This is a genomic window from Brevirhabdus pacifica (assembly GCF_002797755.1).
Classification (GTDB): Bacteria; Pseudomonadota; Alphaproteobacteria; order Rhodobacterales; family Rhodobacteraceae; genus Brevirhabdus; species Brevirhabdus pacifica.
The window spans coordinates 198,933-216,710 of record NZ_PGFI01000011.1; the positions used below are offsets into that span (position 1 = coordinate 198,933).

The 17,778-nt window shown below is 69.8% G+C and carries 13 protein-coding genes; 11 read left to right on the forward strand and 2 right to left on the reverse strand.

Annotated features, from left to right (window positions below):
• Positions 1-62 precede the first annotated feature (62 nt).
• Positions 63-440: an HIT domain-containing protein gene (locus CLV77_RS01180; RefSeq protein WP_076979627.1), complete on the forward strand. Its 378-nt coding sequence runs from the start codon at positions 63-65 to the stop codon at positions 438-440.
• 61 nt (positions 441-501) lie between these two features.
• On the opposite strand, the gene CLV77_RS01185 is transcribed toward CLV77_RS01180, so the two are convergent.
• Complete coding sequence (locus tag CLV77_RS01185; RefSeq protein ID WP_076979626.1) at positions 502-1,449, reverse strand: ABC transporter ATP-binding protein; 948 nt, start codon at positions 1,447-1,449, stop codon at positions 502-504.
• A gap of 133 nt (positions 1,450-1,582) precedes the next feature.
• Between CLV77_RS01185 and CLV77_RS01190 the strand changes: the two genes are divergently transcribed.
• On the forward strand, positions 1,583-1,768 hold the full coding sequence (locus CLV77_RS01190) for a zinc-finger domain-containing protein (protein WP_076979625.1): 186 nt from the start codon (positions 1,583-1,585) through the stop codon (positions 1,766-1,768).
• Positions 1,769-1,938: 170 nt separating this feature from the next.
• Entirely contained in the window at positions 1,939-4,755 is a 2,817-nt protein-coding gene (gene polA, locus CLV77_RS01195) for a DNA polymerase I (RefSeq protein WP_076981062.1), read from the forward strand.
• A gap of 88 nt (positions 4,756-4,843) precedes the next feature.
• Here polA and CLV77_RS01200 read toward each other — a convergent pair whose 3' ends face one another.
• Entirely contained in the window at positions 4,844-5,431 is a 588-nt protein-coding gene (locus CLV77_RS01200) for a DUF1285 domain-containing protein (protein ID WP_076979624.1), read from the reverse strand.
• A 71-nt stretch (positions 5,432-5,502) separates the two neighbouring features.
• On the opposite strand from CLV77_RS01200, the gene CLV77_RS01205 reads away from it, so the two are divergent.
• From CLV77_RS01205 to CLV77_RS01240, 8 genes are all read left to right on the forward strand, one after another.
• Positions 5,503-6,510 (forward strand): AAA family ATPase, encoded by a 1,008-nt coding sequence (locus tag CLV77_RS01205; protein WP_076979623.1) that lies wholly within the window; start codon positions 5,503-5,505, stop codon positions 6,508-6,510.
• A 50-nt stretch (positions 6,511-6,560) separates the two neighbouring features.
• Complete coding sequence (locus tag CLV77_RS01210) at positions 6,561-7,436, forward strand: DUF58 domain-containing protein (RefSeq protein ID WP_076981061.1); 876 nt, start codon at positions 6,561-6,563, stop codon at positions 7,434-7,436.
• The gene (locus CLV77_RS01215; protein WP_076979622.1) at positions 7,436-10,291 is read left to right on the forward strand and encodes a DUF4159 domain-containing protein; all 2,856 of its coding nucleotides are present in this window, start codon (positions 7,436-7,438) and stop codon (positions 10,289-10,291) included. Before CLV77_RS01210 ends, CLV77_RS01215 begins: the two co-directional genes overlap by 1 nt.
• Positions 10,288-12,390, forward strand: coding sequence for a hypothetical protein (locus CLV77_RS01220; protein WP_076979621.1), 2,103 nt, complete (start codon positions 10,288-10,290; stop codon positions 12,388-12,390). The genes CLV77_RS01215 and CLV77_RS01220 overlap by 4 nt, the downstream gene beginning before the upstream one ends.
• A gap of 179 nt (positions 12,391-12,569) precedes the next feature.
• Positions 12,570-14,015, forward strand: coding sequence for an FAD-linked oxidase C-terminal domain-containing protein (locus CLV77_RS01225; RefSeq protein WP_076979620.1), 1,446 nt, complete (start codon positions 12,570-12,572; stop codon positions 14,013-14,015).
• Positions 14,016-14,095: 80 nt separating this feature from the next.
• Positions 14,096-15,232 carry an FAD-binding protein gene (locus tag CLV77_RS01230; RefSeq protein WP_076981060.1) on the forward strand — a complete coding sequence of 379 codons (1,137 nt, stop codon included), beginning with the start codon at positions 14,096-14,098 and terminating at the stop codon, positions 15,230-15,232.
• 69 nt (positions 15,233-15,301) lie between these two features.
• Positions 15,302-16,756, forward strand: a complete 1,455-nt coding sequence (locus CLV77_RS01235) for a heterodisulfide reductase-related iron-sulfur binding cluster (RefSeq protein WP_076979619.1) — start codon at positions 15,302-15,304, stop codon at positions 16,754-16,756.
• A gap of 51 nt (positions 16,757-16,807) precedes the next feature.
• Complete coding sequence (locus CLV77_RS01240) at positions 16,808-17,755, forward strand: trypsin-like serine peptidase (RefSeq protein ID WP_233128096.1); 948 nt, start codon at positions 16,808-16,810, stop codon at positions 17,753-17,755.
• The last annotated feature ends 23 nt before the right edge of the window (positions 17,756-17,778 follow it).

The window sequence follows — 17,778 nt, forward strand, 5'->3', positions numbered from 1 at the left end:
GCCCCGACAGACAGCGGCCGGCGGCCCGCCGGCCCACCGCATAACATCACCGAGGGACACGCATGTCTTACCAATACGACGACCAGAACATTTTCGCCAAGATCCTGCGGGGCGAGATCCCCAACTCGACCGTCCGCGAGACCGAGCACAGCCTGGCCTTTCACGACATCGCGCCCCGGGCGCCGGTGCATATCCTGGTGATCCCGAAGGGGGCCTATGTCACCTTCGACCATTTCGCGCGTGAGGCATCCGAGGCCGAGATCGTCGACTACATTCGCCTGGTCGGGGATGTGGCCCACGAGGCCGGAGTCACCCCCGACGCGGGCGATGGCTATCGCCTGCTGGCGAACTCGGGCCCGAACGGGGTGCAGGACGTGCCTCACCTGCATGTGCATATCGTCGGCGGCCGGCGGCTGGGCAAGATGCTGACCCCCGCCTGAGGCATCGGGCCGGGGCGGTCAGCCCCGCCCACCGGGGGCGACAGGCGCGGCTCTTCGGGCCTCAGCCCTCGCGATGCGCGGTCAGGTCCAGGAACACGTCCTCCAGGTCGGGTTCCTGGGTGGCGATGTCGCGGATGGTGATCCCGGCTTCCTGCACGGCGGCCAGGATGCCGGCGACGGTAATCTGGCCCCGGCGATAGGCGAAAGCCAGGGCGCCGTCGGCGCGGCGGCTCATCTCGACCCCGTCGGGCACGCGGATCGCGGGCGCATCCTCTGCCCCGCCCTCGGGGGTGATGATCAGGGTCTTGGCGTCCAGCCGTCCCACCAGCGAGGCGGTGTCCTGCTGGACGATCTTGCGGCCCCGGTCGATGATCGCGATCTCGTCGCACATCTCCTGGGCCTCCTCGAGGTAGTGGGTGGTCAGGATCACGGTCAGCCCCTCCTCGCGGTTGAGGCGGCGCACGTTCTGCCACAGCATCTGGCGCAGCTCGATGTCGACCCCGGCGGTGGGCTCGTCCAGCACCAGGACCTGGGGCTGGTGAACCAGCGCCTTGCCCAGCAGAAGCCGGCGGCGCATCCCCCCCGAAAGCGACCGCGCATAGGCGTCGGCCTTGTCCTCCAGGCCGATGACCCGCAGGATCTCGTCGGTGCGCCGCTGCGAGGCGGGCACGCCGTAAAGACCGGCCTGCACCTCCAGCGCGGCGCGCGGGGTGAAGAACGGGTCCATGTTCAACTCCTGCGGCATGACCCCGATCGAGGCCCGCGACTGGCGCGGGTTCACGTCCTGGTCGAACCCCCAGATCCGCACGCTGCCGGCCGACTTGCGCACCAGCCCGGCCAGAATGTTGATCAGCGTCGACTTCCCGGCGCCGTTTGGTCCCAGCAGGCCGAAGATCGTGCCCGCGGGGATCGTCAGGTCGACCCCGTCGAGCGCCAGTTTCGGTTCCTGGTTGCCGCTGCCAGCGTAGGTCTTGCGCAGGCCGGTGATCTCGATCGCGTTCTGTGTCACTGAGGGTCCTCTCCTCTTGCCCGCGCGGCGCGCTGCGTTATGATCCGCCAGGATTGCACCCCGCATCGCGCCGGGTGCCCAGGCCGACCACTTAGACCGGCCGGACCGAGCCGACAACACCGGAGCCGCAGGAATGACCATCGACGCCCCCGAGACCGAGATCACCGAAGCCTGGCGCGTGGCCTGCGATGGAGGCGAGGGGCCGCTTGGCCATCCCCGCGTCTGGCTGTCGCTCTCGCACGAGAGTGGCGAGGTCGAATGCGGCTATTGCGACAAGCGGTTCATCCACGTCAGCCGGGTGCCGCCCAAGAAGGGCTAGGCCCGGGCGGGCAGGGGGCGCGTCAGCCGGGCCGGGGTCCGGCAGGCATCGCCCGATCCGCGCCTTTGCTTGACCTTCACCGCGACAGCCCGCAGATGAAGGGCACCGGGCCCGGCTGTGCCCGGGCGCGCGCGGATGCGCAGACATTCACCAGTCCGGGGGACACAGGCATGAATTTCGGCAAGGGCCACCATCTTCACCTGATCGACGGCTCGGCCTTCATCTTCCGTGCCTACCACGCGCTGCCGCCGTTGACGCGCAAGTCCGACGGGTTGCCGGTGGGTGCGGTCTCGGGCTTCGTGAACATGCTGTTCAAGTATGTCCAGGACAACAGTGGCCCCGACGCCGCCACCCATGTCGCGGTGATCTTCGACAAGGGCAGCCAGACTTTCCGCAACGAGATGTACGACCTCTACAAGGCCAACCGCGAGGCCATGCCCGAGGAGCTGCGCCCCCAGATCCCGCTGACCCGCCGCGCGACCGAGGCCTTCAACATCGCCTGCAAGGAGGTCGAGGGGTTCGAGGCCGATGACATCATCGCCACCCTCTCCTGTCAGGCCCGCGACCTCGGCGGCCGTGTCACCATCGTCTCGTCGGACAAGGACTTGATGCAGCTTGTCGGCGACGGGGTCGAGATGCTGGATCCCATGAAGAACCGCCGCATCGACCGCGACGGCGTTCAGGAAAAATTCGGTGTCCCGCCTGAGCGGGTGGTCGACGTTCAGGCCCTGGCCGGCGACAGCGTCGACAACATCCCCGGCGCCCCCGGCATCGGCGTCAAGACCGCAGCACTTCTCATCAACGAATACGGCGATCTGGAAAGCCTTCTCGAGCGGGCCGAGGAGATCAAGCAGCCCAAGCGCCGCCAGACCCTGGTCGAATTCGCCGAGCAGATCCGCCTCTCGCGCCGCCTGGTGCAGCTTGACTGCTCCATGACGCTCGACTTCACCCTCGACGACCTCGAGGTCTGCGACCCGGTGCCCGATACGCTGCTGGAATTCCTCAACGAGATGGAGTTCCGCACCGTCACCCGCCGCGTCGCCGAGACCCTGGGCGTCGAGGCCCCGCCGGCGCCCGAAATCGCCGCCCCGTCCCGGGACGCGGGCGACGCGGCGCACCCCGGGGCCGCCGTGGCCCAGCTTCCATTCGATGCCTCTGCCTATGAATGCGTGCGCGATCTGGCCGCGCTTCAGGTCTGGATCGACCGCATCCGCGCCGCCGGCCACGTTGCCGTGGACACCGAGACCACATCGCTCAACGACATGCGCGCCGAGCTGGTGGGCATCTCCCTCTGCGTGGAGCCGGGGCAGGCCTGCTACATCCCGCTGACCCATCGCGCGGCGGCGGCGGACGATCTTTTCGGCTCGGACGCCCTGGCCGAGGGCCAGATCCCCATGGCCGAGGCGCTGGGCGCCCTGCGCCCCGTGCTCGAGGATGACGGCATCCTCAAGATCGGCCAGAACATGAAATACGACGCCAAGATCCTTGGCCGGAACGGCATCGACGTGGCGCCGATCGACGACACGATGCTGATGAGCTACGCGCTTCATGCGGGCCTGCACGGCCACGGCATGGACACGCTCTGCGATCGATACCTCGGCCACACGCCGATCCCGATCAAACCCCTGCTGGGCAGTGGCAAATCGGCCATCACCTTCGACCGGGTGCCGATCGACAAGGCCACCGCCTACGCCGCCGAGGATGCCGACGTGACCCTGCGCCTCTGGCGCCACTTCAAGCCGCTGCTCCACCGCTCCTCGGTCACCACCGTCTACGAGACGCTGGAACGCCCGCTGGTGCCGGTCCTCGCCGGGATGGAACGCGCCGGTATCCTGGTCAACCGCGACGTGCTGAGCCGCATGTCCAACGCCTTCTCGCAGAAGATGGCCGCGCTCGAGGCCGAGGTCCACGAGATGGCGGGCATGCCCTTCAAGCTGGGCTCTCCCAAGCAATTGGGCGAGGTGCTCTTCGACCATCTCTCCCTGCCGGGCGGCAAACGCGGCAAGTCAGGCGCCTATGCCACCGGCGCCGACATCCTGGAAGATCTGGCGACGGAACACGAGCTTCCCCGCCGCCTGCTCGACTGGCGCCAGCTCGACAAGCTGAAATCCACCTACACCGACGCGCTGCAAACCCATATCCACCCGGAAACGGGCCGGGTGCACACCTGCTATTCCATTGCCGGGGCCTCGACCGGGCGGCTGGCCTCGACCGATCCGAACCTGCAGAACATCCCCGTCCGCTCCGAAGAGGGCCGCCGCATCCGCGAAGCCTTCGTCGCCGCCCCCGGCAAGCGGCTCGTCTCGCTCGACTACAGCCAGATCGAGCTGCGCATCCTCGCCCATGTCGCCGACATCCCGGCGCTGAAAGAGGCGTTCCGCGACGGGCTCGACATCCACGCCATGACCGCCTCCGAGATGTTCGGCGTGCCGCTCGAAGGCATGGACCCGATGATCCGCCGCCAGGCCAAGGCGATCAACTTCGGCGTCATCTACGGCATCTCGGGCTTCGGCCTTGCCCGCAACCTGCGCATCCCCCGCGAAGAGGCTCAGGGCTTCATCGACCGCTATTTCGAACGCTTCCCCGGAATCCGCACATACATGGACGACACCGTCGCCTTCGCCAAGGAACACGGGTATGTGCGCACCCTCTTCGGCCGCCGCATCCACACGCCCGAGATCGGCGCCAAGGGTCCGCGCGCGGGATTTGCCAAACGCGCCGCGATCAACGCACCCATTCAGGGCACTGCCGCCGACGTGATCCGCCGCGCCATGACCCGCATGCCCGCCGCGATCGAAGGGCTGCCCGCCACCATGCTGCTGCAAGTGCACGACGAACTGGTCTTCGAGGTGGATGAAGGCGCCGTCGACACCCTGATCGACCGGGCCCGCCAGGTGATGGAAAACGCCCACGCGCCGGTCGTCGACCTTTCCGTGCCGCTGATCGTCGACGCGGGCCAGGGCGCCAACTGGGCCGAAGCGCACTGAGAGGCGCCGAAGAACGCTCCCCGGCCTGCGCCCGCTCCCCGGGCTTCATTGTCGTGAAAATATCCTCGCCGAAGGCGGCGGCGCGCCCCTAGACCCGCTCCGACGGCAGGATCGGAAAGAACCCCCCGCCCGAGCGTAGGCCGAACCACGACCGGCCCTCATGCTCGGCATGCTCGCCGATCTCGACCAGCCGGTAGAAGCTCTTGCGGTCGATCAGCGCCTCCAGTCGGTCACGGACCAGCACATAGGGCGCGGGCTCGCCGCTTTCGGGGTCGTGGGCAACGCGGATCGGGTGGGCCGGTCCGGCCGCGCAGCGGTCGCCAACGTTGGTCTGGAAGGTCAGGACCGGCCCATCGGGCCCCTCCTCGCGGGTGAAATCCACCGCCACGAAAGGCGCGTCATCGACGGTGATGCCCACCTTTTCCACCGGGGTGATCAGGAAATAATCCTCGCCATCCCGTCGCAGGATGGTCGAGAACAGGCGCACCAGTTCGGGCCGTCCGATGGGCGTGCCCTGGTAGAACCAGGTGCCGTCACGGGCGATGCGCATGTCCAGGTCGCCGCAGAAGGGCGGGTTCCACTGGTGCACGGGCGGAAGCCGGTCATGCTTGGCCGCCGCGCGGGCGGCGCGGGCCAGGCCTTCGGCCGAGGGTGTAACGATGTTTTGTCCGCTCATGGATTTTGCCATTTGTCAGCACCGCCATATCTGGCTCTAATGGACAATATAACCCGCACAGGAGCGTTGTCATGGCCGATCCCCAAGAGCTGCTGGAAGATATCGAGGCCCTCGGGGCGAAGCTGGCGGCCGCGCGGCAAAGCATTTCGGCCCGGGTCATCGGCCAGCCACAGGTGGTCGACCTGGCGCTCACGACCCTGCTTTGCGGCGGCCACGGGCTGCTGATCGGCCTGCCGGGCCTGGCCAAGACCCGCCTGGTCGAGACCCTGGCCGTTGTCATGGGCCTTGACGGAAACCGCATCCAGTTCACCCCCGACCTGATGCCCGCCGACATCCTCGGCTCCGAGATCCTCGACGTTGCCGCCGACGGCAGCCGCAGCTTCCGCTTCCTCGAGGGGCCGGTCTTCTGCCAGCTTCTGATGGCCGACGAGATCAACCGCGCCTCGCCCCGCACCCAGGCCGCGCTGTTGCAGGCGATGCAGGAAAAGCACGTCACCATCGCGGGCCAGGAACGCCCCCTTGGCCGTCCCTTCCACGTGCTGGCCACCCAGAACCCGATCGAGCAGGAGGGCACCTATCCCCTGCCCGAGGCCCAGCTTGACCGTTTCCTGCTGCAGATCGATGTCGACTACCCCGACCGCGAGACCGAGCGCGCGATCCTGCTGGCCACCACCGGCACCGAAGAGGCAACGGCGACCCCCGTCTTCGACGCCGAAAGCCTGATCGCCGCCCAGCGGACGGTGCGCCAGATGCCGGTCGGCGACGCGATCGTCGACAGCATTCTGGACCTGGTTCGCGCCTGCCGCCCCGGCGAGGCCGACGCCCCCGAACTGGTGCGCGAGACCGTCAGCTGGGGCCCCGGTCCCCGCGCGGCCCAGGCGCTGATGCTGGCGGTGCGCGCGCGCGCCCTGCTCGACGGCCGCCTCGCCCCCTCGGTCGAGGATGTGGTGGCCCTGGCGCGCCCGGTGCTGGAACACCGCATGGCCCTCAGCTTCGCGGCCCGCGCCCGCGGTCAGGACCTGGCCCAGGTCATCGCCTCGGTCAGCGACCGTATCGGCCGGGCCGAGGACGCGGCTTGACCCCCGACCTCCCCCCCGAGACTTCCACCGGCTCCGCGCCCGCAGGGACGGTGTCCCACAAGGGGCTGCGCTCGGACGCGGAGGCCGCGGCCGGCGCCTTTCCCGCCCTGCTTGCCGATGCGAGGCAACTGGCGGCGACGGTCATCCTGGGCGCCCACGGACGCCGCCGCGCCGGGGCGGGGGACGAGTTCTGGCAATACCGCCCGGCCAATGTCTCCGACGGCGCCCGCCAGATCGACTGGCGCCGGTCGGCCCGCTCCGAGGGGCAGGCCTTCGTCCGCCAGACCGAGTGGCAGGCGGCGCAAAGCGTCATGCTGTGGGTCGATGACGGGCGTTCGATGGATTTCAGCGGCGATCCCGACCGCCCCGCCAAGTCCGACCGCGCGCGGCTGCTGGCGCTGGCCGCCGCCATCCTGCTGATCCGGGGAGGCGAACGGGTAGGCCTGCTGGGCATGGCCGAGCGGCCCCGCACCGGCGAGACGCAGCTTCTGCGCCTGGCCCGGGCGCTTGTCGCCGACAGCCCGCCGGGCGATCACGCCACCCCTGCCGCCCGGGCCATCCCCACCGGCAGCCGCGCCCTTTTCGTGTCGGATTTCCTGGGCGATCCCGAACGGCTGCGCCAGGTGGTCGGCCAGGCCGCGGACCGGGGCGTGTCGGGCGTGCTGCTCCAGGTGCTCGACCCCGTCGAGGAGGCGTTTCCCTTCCAGGGCCGCACCATATTCGAAAGCATGTCCGGCCAGCTTCGGCACGAGACACTCAAGGCCTCGGGCCTGCGCGGGCGCTATCTGGAGCGGCTGGCCGAGCGCAAGGCGCTCCTGGCGGACCTGGCCCACGATACCGGCTGGCGCTACCGGCTCCATCACACGGGTGACAGCGCCCAGGCGGCGCTTCTGTGGCTTTACGGCGCGCTGGAACGGGTGCGCTGATGGGGGCGATCGGCGCCATCGGTTTCGCGTCGCCCTGGCTGCTGCTGGGGCTGCTGGCCCTGCCGGTGCTGTGGCTGGTGTTGCGCGCGGTGCCGCCGGCGCCGATCCGGCGGCGCTTTCCCGGCATCGCCCTGCTGTTGGGCCTGCGCGACGACGAAAGCCAGTCGGATCGTACCCCGTGGTGGCTGCTGCTGCTGCGCAGCCTTGCGGTGGCGGCGCTGATCGTGGGCTTTGCTGGCCCGGTTCTGAACCCTCAGGCCCAGCGGACGGGGCAGGGGCCGCTTTTGATCCTGGCCGACGGAAGCTGGGCCGATGCCGCCGACTGGAACCGCCGGCTGGACCGGATCGAAGGGCTTCTGACCGAGGCCGGCCGCGCCGGGCGCCCGGTGGCAATGGCCCTGCTGACAGACCTGCCCGTGGGCGGGCCCGAGTTCCAGTCGGCCGAAGCCTGGCGCAAGCGCCTGGCGGGGCTGGTGCCGAACCCGTGGCTGCCCGGAGACGACAGCGGCGATGCGCTGGCCCAGTGGCTTGACCCCGCCGCCGGCGAGGACGGGCGCGGCGCCGCACCCCTCAGGTTCGAGACGTTCTGGCTGTCGGACGGCCTGGCCCGCGACGGCCGGCGCGCCGCGCTTTCGGCCCTGTCGGCCCGGGGGACGGTGACGGTCTTTGAGTCGGGGCGCAACGTTCAGGTTCTGGACCCGCCGGAATTCGACGCGGGCGCGATCCGGCTGACCGTCCGTCGGCTGCATCCGACCGAGGCGGCCGAGGTCGGGGTGACGGGCTTCGGCCTTGATCCCGGCGGGGTCGAACGGCCGCTCGCCACCGGCATCGCCGCCTTCGAGGCCGGGCAGGACCGGGCCGGCGTGACCCTGGCGCTGCCCCCCGAGCTGCGCAACCGCATCACCCGCTTCCAGCTGGACGGGCAGCGTTCGGCCGGGGCGGTCAGCCTGACTGACGACGCCCTCAAGCGCCGCGAAGTGGGGATGCTGGCCGGTGGTGACGCGCGCGAGGCGCTGCAACTGCTGGCGCCGCTTCATTACCTGCGCCAGGCGCTGGAACCCACCGCCGACCTGATCGACGGCACTCTGGGCGACATGCTGCTGGCCAATCCCGATGTCATCATCCTGGCCGATGTCGCCCGCATCCCCGAGGGGGACGCCCCCGCCCTTCAGGAATGGATCGAGGCGGGCGGCCTGCTTCTGCGCTTTGCCGGGCCGCGGCTGGCCGCCTCGGACGTGGCGCGCGATGCCGAGGATCCGTTCCTGCCCGTGCGCCTTCGGGTCGGCGGGCGCACCGTCGGCGGCGCCATGAGCTGGGGCAAACCCAAGACCCTGAGCGCCTTCGACCGCGAAAGCCCCTTCTTCGGACTGGAGATCCCCGAGGAGGTGCGCGTCAACGCGCAGGTGATGGCCCAGCCGGATCCCGACCTTCCCCGCCGCGTCATCGCCGCGCTGGAGGATGGCACGCCCCTGGTCACCCGCAAGCCGGTGGGGCAGGGCCAGGTGGTGTTGGTCCATGTCACGGCCAACGCCGAGTGGTCGACCCTGCCGCTGTCGGGCCTTTTCGTGCAGATGCTGGAGCGGCTGGCGGTCTCGACCCGGCCCAGCCAACCCGATGCGTCCGAGCTTGAGGGCACCACCTGGAGCCCCGAGATCCTGCTGGACGGTTTCGGCGAGAAGCGCGACGGCGGCGATGCGGCCGGTGTCGAGGGCGCGCGCATCGCCGGGGGCATCACCGGCCCGGACATGCCCCCTGGCCTTTACGCGGGCGGGGACCGGCGCATCGCCGTCAACGCCGTGCGCGCCGAGACGCCGCTTGCCCCCGTGGCATGGCCCGCCGGCGTCCGCGTCGAAGGGCTGGGCGGCGGGGCGGAGCGGGACCTGAAGGCCCCCTTCCTGCTGGCGGCGCTGTTGTTGCTGCTGGCCGATGTCCTGGCCTCGCTCTGGATCGGGGGGCGGCTTGGCGGGGCGGGCGGCGCCGGTCTGGGGCGCGGGATCGGCCGCACGGGCGCGCTTTTGATCGCCCTGGTGGCGGGCCTGGGTGGCGAGCCTGCGATGCTTCGTGCCCAAGCCACGCCGGATCGGGAGGTCGCAACCGACGATAGCCGCGCCATCCTCGCCACCTCCGAGGTGGTGCTGGCCCATGTGCTGACCGGCGACACCCGCGTGGACGAGGTGGCCAGGGCGGGGCTGAGCGGCCTTTCCCAGACCCTGTTTCAGCGCACTTCCATTGAGCCTGCGGACCCCATCGCCGTGGACGTCGAGCGGGACGAGCTTGCGTTCTTTCCCTTCCTCTACTGGCCCGTTACAGCGCGTCAGCCCCTGCCCAGCCCGGCGGCCTACGGGCGGCTGAACCGCTACCTGCGGTCGGGGGGCATGATCCTGTTCGACACGCGTGATGCCGATATCGGCGGCTTCGGCTCCGCCACGCCCGAGGGGCGCCGCCTGCAGCAGATCGCGGCCCCCCTCGACGTGCCCCCGCTGGAGCCGCTGCCCCGCGATCACGTGCTGACCCGCACCTTCTACCTGCTTCAGGACTTTCCCGGCCGGCACGCCGGCGGCCCGGTCTGGGTCGAGGCCGCGCCCCCCGATGCCGAACAGGCCGAGGGCATGCCCTTCCGCAACCTCAACGACGGGGTGACGCCGGTGGTGATCGGCGGCAACGACTGGGCTGCGGCCTGGGCAATCGACGCCGGCGGCAACCGGATGTTCCGCGTCGGCTCGGGCTTTGCCGGGGAGCGTCAGCGCGAGATGGCGCTTCGCTTCGGGGTGAACTTGCTGATGCATGTGCTGACCGGGAACTACAAATCCGACCAGGTACACGTGCCGGCCCTGCTGGACAGGTTGGGCCAATGACCCAGACGATCCTGTTCTCTCCGCTGGTGCCCTGGGCGCTGCTGGCCGGCGCGGGTCTGTTGTCGGCGCTGATGGTCGGGCTGGCGCTGTGGCGCGGGTTGCCGGGCTGGTGGCTGCGGGGGCTGGGCCTGTCGCTGCTGCTGGTGGCGCTGGCCAACCCTTCGCTGCAAAGCGAGAACCGCGCGCCGCTTTCCGACATCGTGCTGATGGTGGTGGACGAAACCGCCTCGCAAGGGCTGTCGGATCGCCCCGACCAGACCGCCGCCGCCGCCGAGGAGCTGGCCCGCCGCGTTGCCGCCCTGCCCAATACCGAGCTGCGCCGCACCACCCTGCGCGACGGGGCGGGGGACGCGGGCACGCGCCTGATGGCCGCCCTGGCCGAGGCCCGCGCGAACGAGCCTCAGGGCCGGATCGCCGGCGCGCTTCTGATCACCGACGGCCAGGTCCACGATACCGAGGCCACCCCCGACATGCCCGCCCCCGTCCACGCGGTGTTGACCGGGCGAAGCCGCGACTGGGACCGGCGGCTTGAGATCCGCAACGCCCCGGCTTTCGCCATCCTGGGGGAACAGGTCGTGCTGACCCTGCGGATCGAGGATCAGGGCGCCGTCCCTGCCACCGAGGGCAGCGGCGGGCGGGTGCAGGTCAACGTTTCCATCGACGGGGGCGAGCCGCTGGCCTTCCAGGTCCCAACCGGCCGCGACATCGAACTTCCCGTGACCCTGCCGCACGCGGGCCTGAACGTGCTGCGCTTCGAGTTGCCGGCGGCCGAGGGCGAGCTGACCGACCGCAACAACGCTGCCGTGGTCCAGATCAACGGGGTGCGCGACCGGCTGCGGGTGCTGCTGGTGTCCGGCGAGCCCCACGCCGGAGAGCGCACGTGGCGCAACCTTCTGAAATCCGACGCGGCGGTGGACCTGGTGCATTTCACCATCCTCCGCCCGCCCGAGAAGCAGGACGGCGTGCCCATCGACGAGCTGTCGCTGATCTCCTTTCCCACGCGGGAGCTGTTTCTCGACAAGATCGACGAGTTCGATCTGATCATCTTCGATCGCTACAAGCGGCGCGGGATCCTGCCGCCCTTCTATCTGGAGAACGTGGTCGATTACGTTCGCAAGGGCGGCGCGGTGCTGGTCGCGACGGGGCCCGATTTCGCGACCGCCGACAGCCTCTATCGCTCGCCCCTGGCGGCGGCCCTGCCGGCCAGCCCCACCAGCCGCGTCATAGAGCGCGGCTTCACGCCCCGCATCTCGGACGTCGGGCAGCGGCATCCCGTGACGGCAGGGCTGGACGCGGCAGGCGCGGCGGATGTCGCCGAGAGCCGCGCGCCCGACACCGGCGACGATCCCCCGCCCTGGGGCCGCTGGTTCCGCCAGGTCGAGCTTGACCAGACTTCGGGGCATGCGGTGATGCGCGGCCTCGACGACCGGCCGCTGCTGGTTCTGGACCGGGTCGAGGAGGGGCGCGTCGCGCTGCTGGCCTCGGATCAGGCCTGGCTGTGGGATCGCGGCTTCGAGGGGGGCGGCCCGCAGCTGGAGCTGCTGCGCCGCCTGGCCCACTGGATGATGAAGGAGCCCGAGCTTGAGGAAGACGCCCTGATGCTCAGCGCCGAGGGCCAGCGCATCCACATCGCGCGCCGTATGCTCGAGGGGGCGCCGGGTCCCGCCACCGTGACCGCGCCCGACGGCAGCACCCGCCAGGTCGACCTGTCCGAGACCGAGCCCGGCCTGCACACGGCCACGGTCGAAGGCGGACAGATGGGCCTTTACCGGGTGACCGAGGGCCTGCGCGAGGCCGTGATCGCCCTGGGCCCCGCCGCCCCGCGCGAATTCGAGGAGACGATCGCCGTCGCCGGCCCCCTGCAGCCGCTGACCCAGGCCCGCCGCGGCGGCATCCGCCGGATCGAGGAAGGGATTCCCACCCTGCGCCAGGTGCGCGAGGGACGCGCGGCGGCCGGCCGCAACTGGCTGGGGATCACCCCGCGCGGGGCCTATGTGACGACGGACGTGCGCCTTCTGCCACTGGTCTCGGGCTGGCTCTTCCTGCTCCTGGCGGTGGGGCTGATGCTTGGCGCATGGCTGCGCGAGGGGCGCCGCTGATCCCGGCTGCCCCCTGACTGGTCCCGTCCCGGCGCCGAAGGAGGCATGAGAACGCTTTGGATTTGGCGTCCAGGGGGTAGGATGGCCTGCGTTTTGATCCCGTGACTGCTTGCCAAAAAATGAAATTGGTTATAATTCCTTACCAATACCGCAAAGTGATGTCCTCCCGGAGCCGCCCCATGGAAATGCCGTCCCCAGATCCCCGGATCATTGCCAAGAAATCTCGGCTGGTGTCGCTGCTTCAGGGTGTGTTGCCGGACGAGGCCGTTATCCATGAACCCCATGAGACGCGCGCCTACGAATGTGACGCGCTGACCGCCTACAAGTGTCCGCCCCTCTGCGTGGTTCTGCCCGGCTCGACCGAGGAGGTGGCGGCGGTCATGCGCATCTGCCACGCCGAAGGCGTGCCCGTGGTGCCCCGCGGCGCGGGCACCTCGCTGGCAGGCGGCTCGCTTCCGACGGCCGACAGCGTCGTGCTGGGCGTCTCGCGCCTGACCGACGTGCTGGAGGCCGATTACCGCAACCGGGTGATCCGGGTGCAGACGGGCCGCACGAACCTGTCGGTAACCGGCGCCGTCGAGGAGAATGATTTCTTCTACGCGCCTGACCCCTCTAGCCAGCTTGCCTGCGCCATCGCGGGCAATATCGGCATGAACTCGGGCGGGGCGCATTGCCTGAAATACGGGGTGACGACCAACAACCTGCTGGGCGTCACCATGGTTCTGGCCGACGGCACCGTGACCCAGGTGGGCGGCGCCTACATGGATGCGCCGGGGCTGGACCTTCTGGGCGTGATCTGCGGTTCGGAGGGCCAGCTGGGCATCGTCACCGAGGCGACGCTGCGGATCCTGCACAAGCCCGAGGGCGCGCGCCCCGTGCTGATGGGCTTCGACAGCGACGAGGTTGCCGGTGAATGCGTCTCGGACATCATCAAGGCCGGGGTGCTTCCGGTCGCGATCGAGTTCATGGACCGCCCCTGCATCGAGGCGACCGAGGATTTCGCCAAGGCCGGCTATCCCATGTGCGAGGCGCTGCTGATCGTCGAAGTCGAGGGATCGCCCGCCGAGATCGACGAACAGCTTGCCGTGATCCTGGAGATCGCCCGCCGGCATGACCCGGTGGAGCTGCGCGAAAGCAAGTCGCCCGAGGAATCTGCCGCGATCTGGCTGGGCCGCAAGGCCGCCTTCGGCGCCATGGGTCAGATCAACGACTACATGTGCCTAGATGGGACGATCCCCGTCTCGGCCCTGCCGCTGGTCCTCAAGCGCATCAACGAGCTGTCGCGTCACTACGGGCTGGACGTGGCCAACGTCTTCCATGCGGGCGACGGCAACATGCACCCGCTGATCCTGTTCGATGCCAACAAGCCCGGCGACCTGGAACTGTGCGAGGCCTTCGGCGCGGACATCCTGAAATTGTGCGTCGAGGTCGGCGGTTGCCTGACCGGCGAGCATGGCGTCGGCATCGAAAAGCGCGACCTGATGCTGGACCAGTATGATCCCGCCGACCTCGAGGCGCAGATGTGGGTCAAGGACGTGTTCGATCCGAACTGGCTTCTGAACCCCGCCAAGGTGTTCCCGCTGCGCGTCAGCGCCGGTCGCCGAGAAGCCTCCCGCGCCGCCTGACCCTCCGTTTCCGGCCGCCCCCGGGCGCTGGCCGGGCCGCCCCTCCGACCTGTTTCGTGCCGAAAGAAGATGCCGCCATGATGACCCCCGCGACCGAAGCCGAGCTTGCCGAAGCTGTCCGTTCCGCGACCGCGCCCCTGTGGATCCGCGGCGGCGGCACGCGCCCCGTGGGCAACACCGCAGCCGAGGGCGCGGGCACCGTCCTCAGCACTGCCGGCCTGAGCGGGGTAGAGCTTTACGAGCCGGGGGCGCTGACACTCGTGGTCGCCGCCGGCACCCCCCTGGCCGAGGTCGAGCGGACACTGGCCGCCGAGAACCAGCGCCTGCCGTTCGAGCCGATGGACCACCGCGCCCTGCTGGGCACAACGGGCGAGCCCACGATCGGAGGCGTCGCGGCCGCCAACGTCTCGGGCCCGCGCCGGATCCAGGCCGGCGCCTGCCGCGACAGCATGATTGGCCTGCGGTTCGTCGATGGTCAGGGCCAGGTTCTGCGCAACGGTGGCCGGGTGATGAAGAACGTCACCGGCTATGACCTCGTGAAGCTGCTGGCCGGCAGCCGGGGCACTCTGGGCGTGCTGACGCAGGTGGCCTTCAAGGTGCTGCCCGCCACCGCCGCACAGGCCACCGTGATGATCGAGGGGCTGTCGGATGCATCCGCGGTCGACGCCATGTGCCGCGCGCTGGCCTCGCCCTTCGAGGTGTCGGGCGCGGCCCACATGCCCCAGGGCCCCGATGGCACCCCGCTGACCCTGCTGCGGGTCGAGGGGTTCGAGAATTCGGTCAAATACCGCGCCGGGCGCCTGCATGAGATGCTGGGCGCGCTGGGCCCCATGCGCGACGAGGCCGATCCCGAAGCCTCCGCCGCCTTGTGGAAATCGGTGCGCGACGCCGAAGCCTTCGCGGGCACTCCCGGCGATGTCTGGCGCCTGTCGGTGGTCCCGACCGAGGCCGCCGCCATCGCCACCCGCCTTGGCGCCGGGCGGTTGCTCTATGACTGGGGCGGCGGGCTGATCTGGGCCGAACTCGCCCCCGGCACCGATCTGCGCGCAAGGCTGGGCCCCTTCGAAGGGCACGCCACCCTGGTTCGCGCCAGCGCCGAGACCCGCAAGACGCTGCCGGTGTTCCAGCCGGAGCCTGCGCCCCTGGACCGGATCGCTGCCGGCCTGCGCCAGCGGTTCGATCCGCGCAACCTGCTGAACCCCGGCCTGATGGCCTGACCGGCCATTCCCGCCACCGCGCCGCGCCATTCCGCGCAGCCCACCGCCTGACCGCCCGAAGGACGCCCGATGCAGACCCATTTCACCCCCGAGCAGCTGGCCGATCCGGCGATCGCCACCTCCAACAAGATCCTGCGCACCTGTGTGCATTGCGGGTTCTGCACCGCGACCTGCCCGACCTACCAGGTCCTGGGGGACGAGTTGGACAGCCCGCGCGGGCGCATCTACCTGATCAAGGACATGCTGGAAAACCAGCGCCCGGCGGATGAGAAGACGGTCAAGCACATCGACCGCTGCCTGAGCTGTCTGGCCTGCATGACCACCTGCCCGTCGGGGGTGCATTACATGCATCTGGTCGATCACGCCCGCGAGTATATCGAACAGACCTACAAGCGCCCCCTGACCGAGCGGATCCTGCGCAACGTGCTGGCCCATGTGCTGCCCTATCCGGGCCGGTTCCGGCTGGCGCTGCTGGGGGCCAAGATCGCGCGCCCCTTCCGCGGGCTGCTGCCCGACCCGCGCTTGCGGGCCATGCTGGACATGGCCCCGGCCACCATCCCGCCGGTCAGCCGCAACGACGATCCGCAGACCTTCGCCCCCGAGGCCGGCCCCGATACTGGGCCCGATACCGCACCCGAGGCCGCGCCGAAGATGCGGGTCGCGCTGATGACCGGCTGCGCGCAGCGGGCGCTGAACACCGACATCAACGATGCCACCATCCGCCTTCTGCGCCGTCTGGGCGCCGAGGTGGTGATCGCCGAGGGGCAGGGCTGTTGCGGGGCGCTGACCCATCACATGGGCAAGAGCGATCTGTCCCACGGATCGGCCGCGCGCAACATCCGCGCCTGGAGCGCCGAGATCGACGGCAAGGGGCTGGACGCCATCGTCATCAACACTTCGGGCTGCGGCACGACGGTGAAGGATTACGGCCATATGTTCCGCAACGATCCGCTGGCCGAGGATGCGGCGCGGGTGGCGGGGCTGGCGATGGACGTCTCCGAGGTTCTGATGAAGCTGATGCCCGAGGGCACGCCCGCCCCCGCGACGGGCCGCGATGCCGCCCTGGACAATCTGGCGCGCGAGGGTGTGGCCGGCACCGACGGGGCCCATGCGCCGGGCGTGCGCAATGCCGACCCTGCCACCGCTGGCATTCCCCTGCACGCAGGCATTACCGTGGCCTATCACGCCGCCTGTTCGTTGCAGCACGGCCAGCAGATCAAGACCCACCCCAAGACCCTGCTGAAACGCGCGGGCTTTACCGTGGTCGAACCTGCGGACAGCCATCTGTGCTGCGGATCTGCCGGTACCTACAACCTGATGCAGCCCAAGATCTCGGGCCAGCTGAAGGAACGCAAGGTTCGGACGCTCGAGGCCAAGAACCCCGATGTGATCGCCGCCGGCAACATCGGCTGCATGATGCAGATCGGATCCGGCACCGGCATTCCGGTCGTGCATACGGTCGAATTGCTGGACTGGGCGACGGGTGGGCCGGTGCCGCCGGCGTTGGACAAGATGCGGCCATAATTCCGACAAGTCCGCCTGCCATCGGTGACGCGACATAGTGCAGGAAGCCCAATGAAAGACCTCGCGATCATCCTGATCGGCCTGATGCTCGGCATGGCGATCGGCTCGGCCGGCGCCCAGGGCGCCGAGCGTTCGGCGGAACGTGGGGTCTTTGCCCGCCTGGCGGCTCCTACTAACGCGGAAGCAACGACCGGGCGCGCCGAGGATGCAGCGGCCGAGGCCGCCATCGCACGCATTGCGGCGGACGACACTCCACTCGCGGCGATGGAGACCGCCGACCAGAGCCGCGGCTACGAGGCCGTGGGCCGGCTGGACATCGGCGCCGGCACCTTCTGCACCGGGTCACTAATCTCGGAGACGGTGGTCCTGACGGCGGCCCATTGCCTTTATGACCAGGACACCGGCAAGCGCCTTGATGACCGCACGATCACCTTCCGCGCCGGCCTGCGCGGCGGCCGGGCCGAGGCCAGCCGCAGCGTCCGCCGAAGCGTCGTGCACCCGCAATACGACACGGCACTGGCCAACACCTCGGCATCGGTTGCAAGCGACCTTGCCCTGATCGAACTGACGCAGCCGATCCGCAAGTCGGGCATCAGCCCATTTACCATTCACGCGGGCGCCATGCGCGGTGACGAGGTGCGCGTCGTCTCCTACGCCATCGACCGGCAGGACGCCCCGTCGATGCAGGAAATGTGCCACGTGCTGGGCGATCTGGACGCGGCGCAGGTTCTGTCCTGCGACATCGATTTCGGCGCCTCGGGCGCGCCCATCTTCGCTGCCCCCGGCGGCGTGCCGCAGATCGTCTCGATCGTGGCAGCCAAGGCAAGGATGGGGGGCGCGCCCGTGGCGTTGGTCGCCCCTTTGGGCGACAACCTGGCACCCCTCCTGGCACAGCTTGAGGCCAGCGACGGCGTCTTCTCCCGGCCCCGTCCGGCGGTGCAGGTCCTGCCCCGTGACGAGGCGCGGCGCAAGGCCGGCGCCAAGTTCCTCCGCCCCTGAGCGGGGGCCTGTTTCCGGTCACG

Coding starts and splice junctions, on each gene's coding strand:
- CLV77_RS01180 (WP_076979627.1), top strand. CDS start 63: ATGTCTTACCAATACGACGACCAGAACATTTTCGCCAAGATCCTGCGG.
- CLV77_RS01190 (WP_076979625.1), top strand. CDS start 1,583: ATGACCATCGACGCCCCCGAGACCGAGATCACCGAAGCCTGGCGCGTG.
- polA (WP_076981062.1), top strand. CDS start 1,939: ATGAATTTCGGCAAGGGCCACCATCTTCACCTGATCGACGGCTCGGCC.
- CLV77_RS01200 (WP_076979624.1), bottom strand. CDS start 5,431: ATGAGCGGACAAAACATCGTTACACCCTCGGCCGAAGGCCTGGCCCGC.
- CLV77_RS01205 (WP_076979623.1), top strand. CDS start 5,503: ATGGCCGATCCCCAAGAGCTGCTGGAAGATATCGAGGCCCTCGGGGCG.
- CLV77_RS01215 (WP_076979622.1), top strand. CDS start 7,436: ATGGGGGCGATCGGCGCCATCGGTTTCGCGTCGCCCTGGCTGCTGCTG.
- CLV77_RS01220 (WP_076979621.1), top strand. CDS start 10,288: ATGACCCAGACGATCCTGTTCTCTCCGCTGGTGCCCTGGGCGCTGCTG.
- CLV77_RS01225 (WP_076979620.1), top strand. CDS start 12,570: ATGGAAATGCCGTCCCCAGATCCCCGGATCATTGCCAAGAAATCTCGG.
- CLV77_RS01230 (WP_076981060.1), top strand. CDS start 14,096: ATGACCCCCGCGACCGAAGCCGAGCTTGCCGAAGCTGTCCGTTCCGCG.
- CLV77_RS01235 (WP_076979619.1), top strand. CDS start 15,302: ATGCAGACCCATTTCACCCCCGAGCAGCTGGCCGATCCGGCGATCGCC.
- CLV77_RS01240 (WP_233128096.1), top strand. CDS start 16,808: ATGAAAGACCTCGCGATCATCCTGATCGGCCTGATGCTCGGCATGGCG.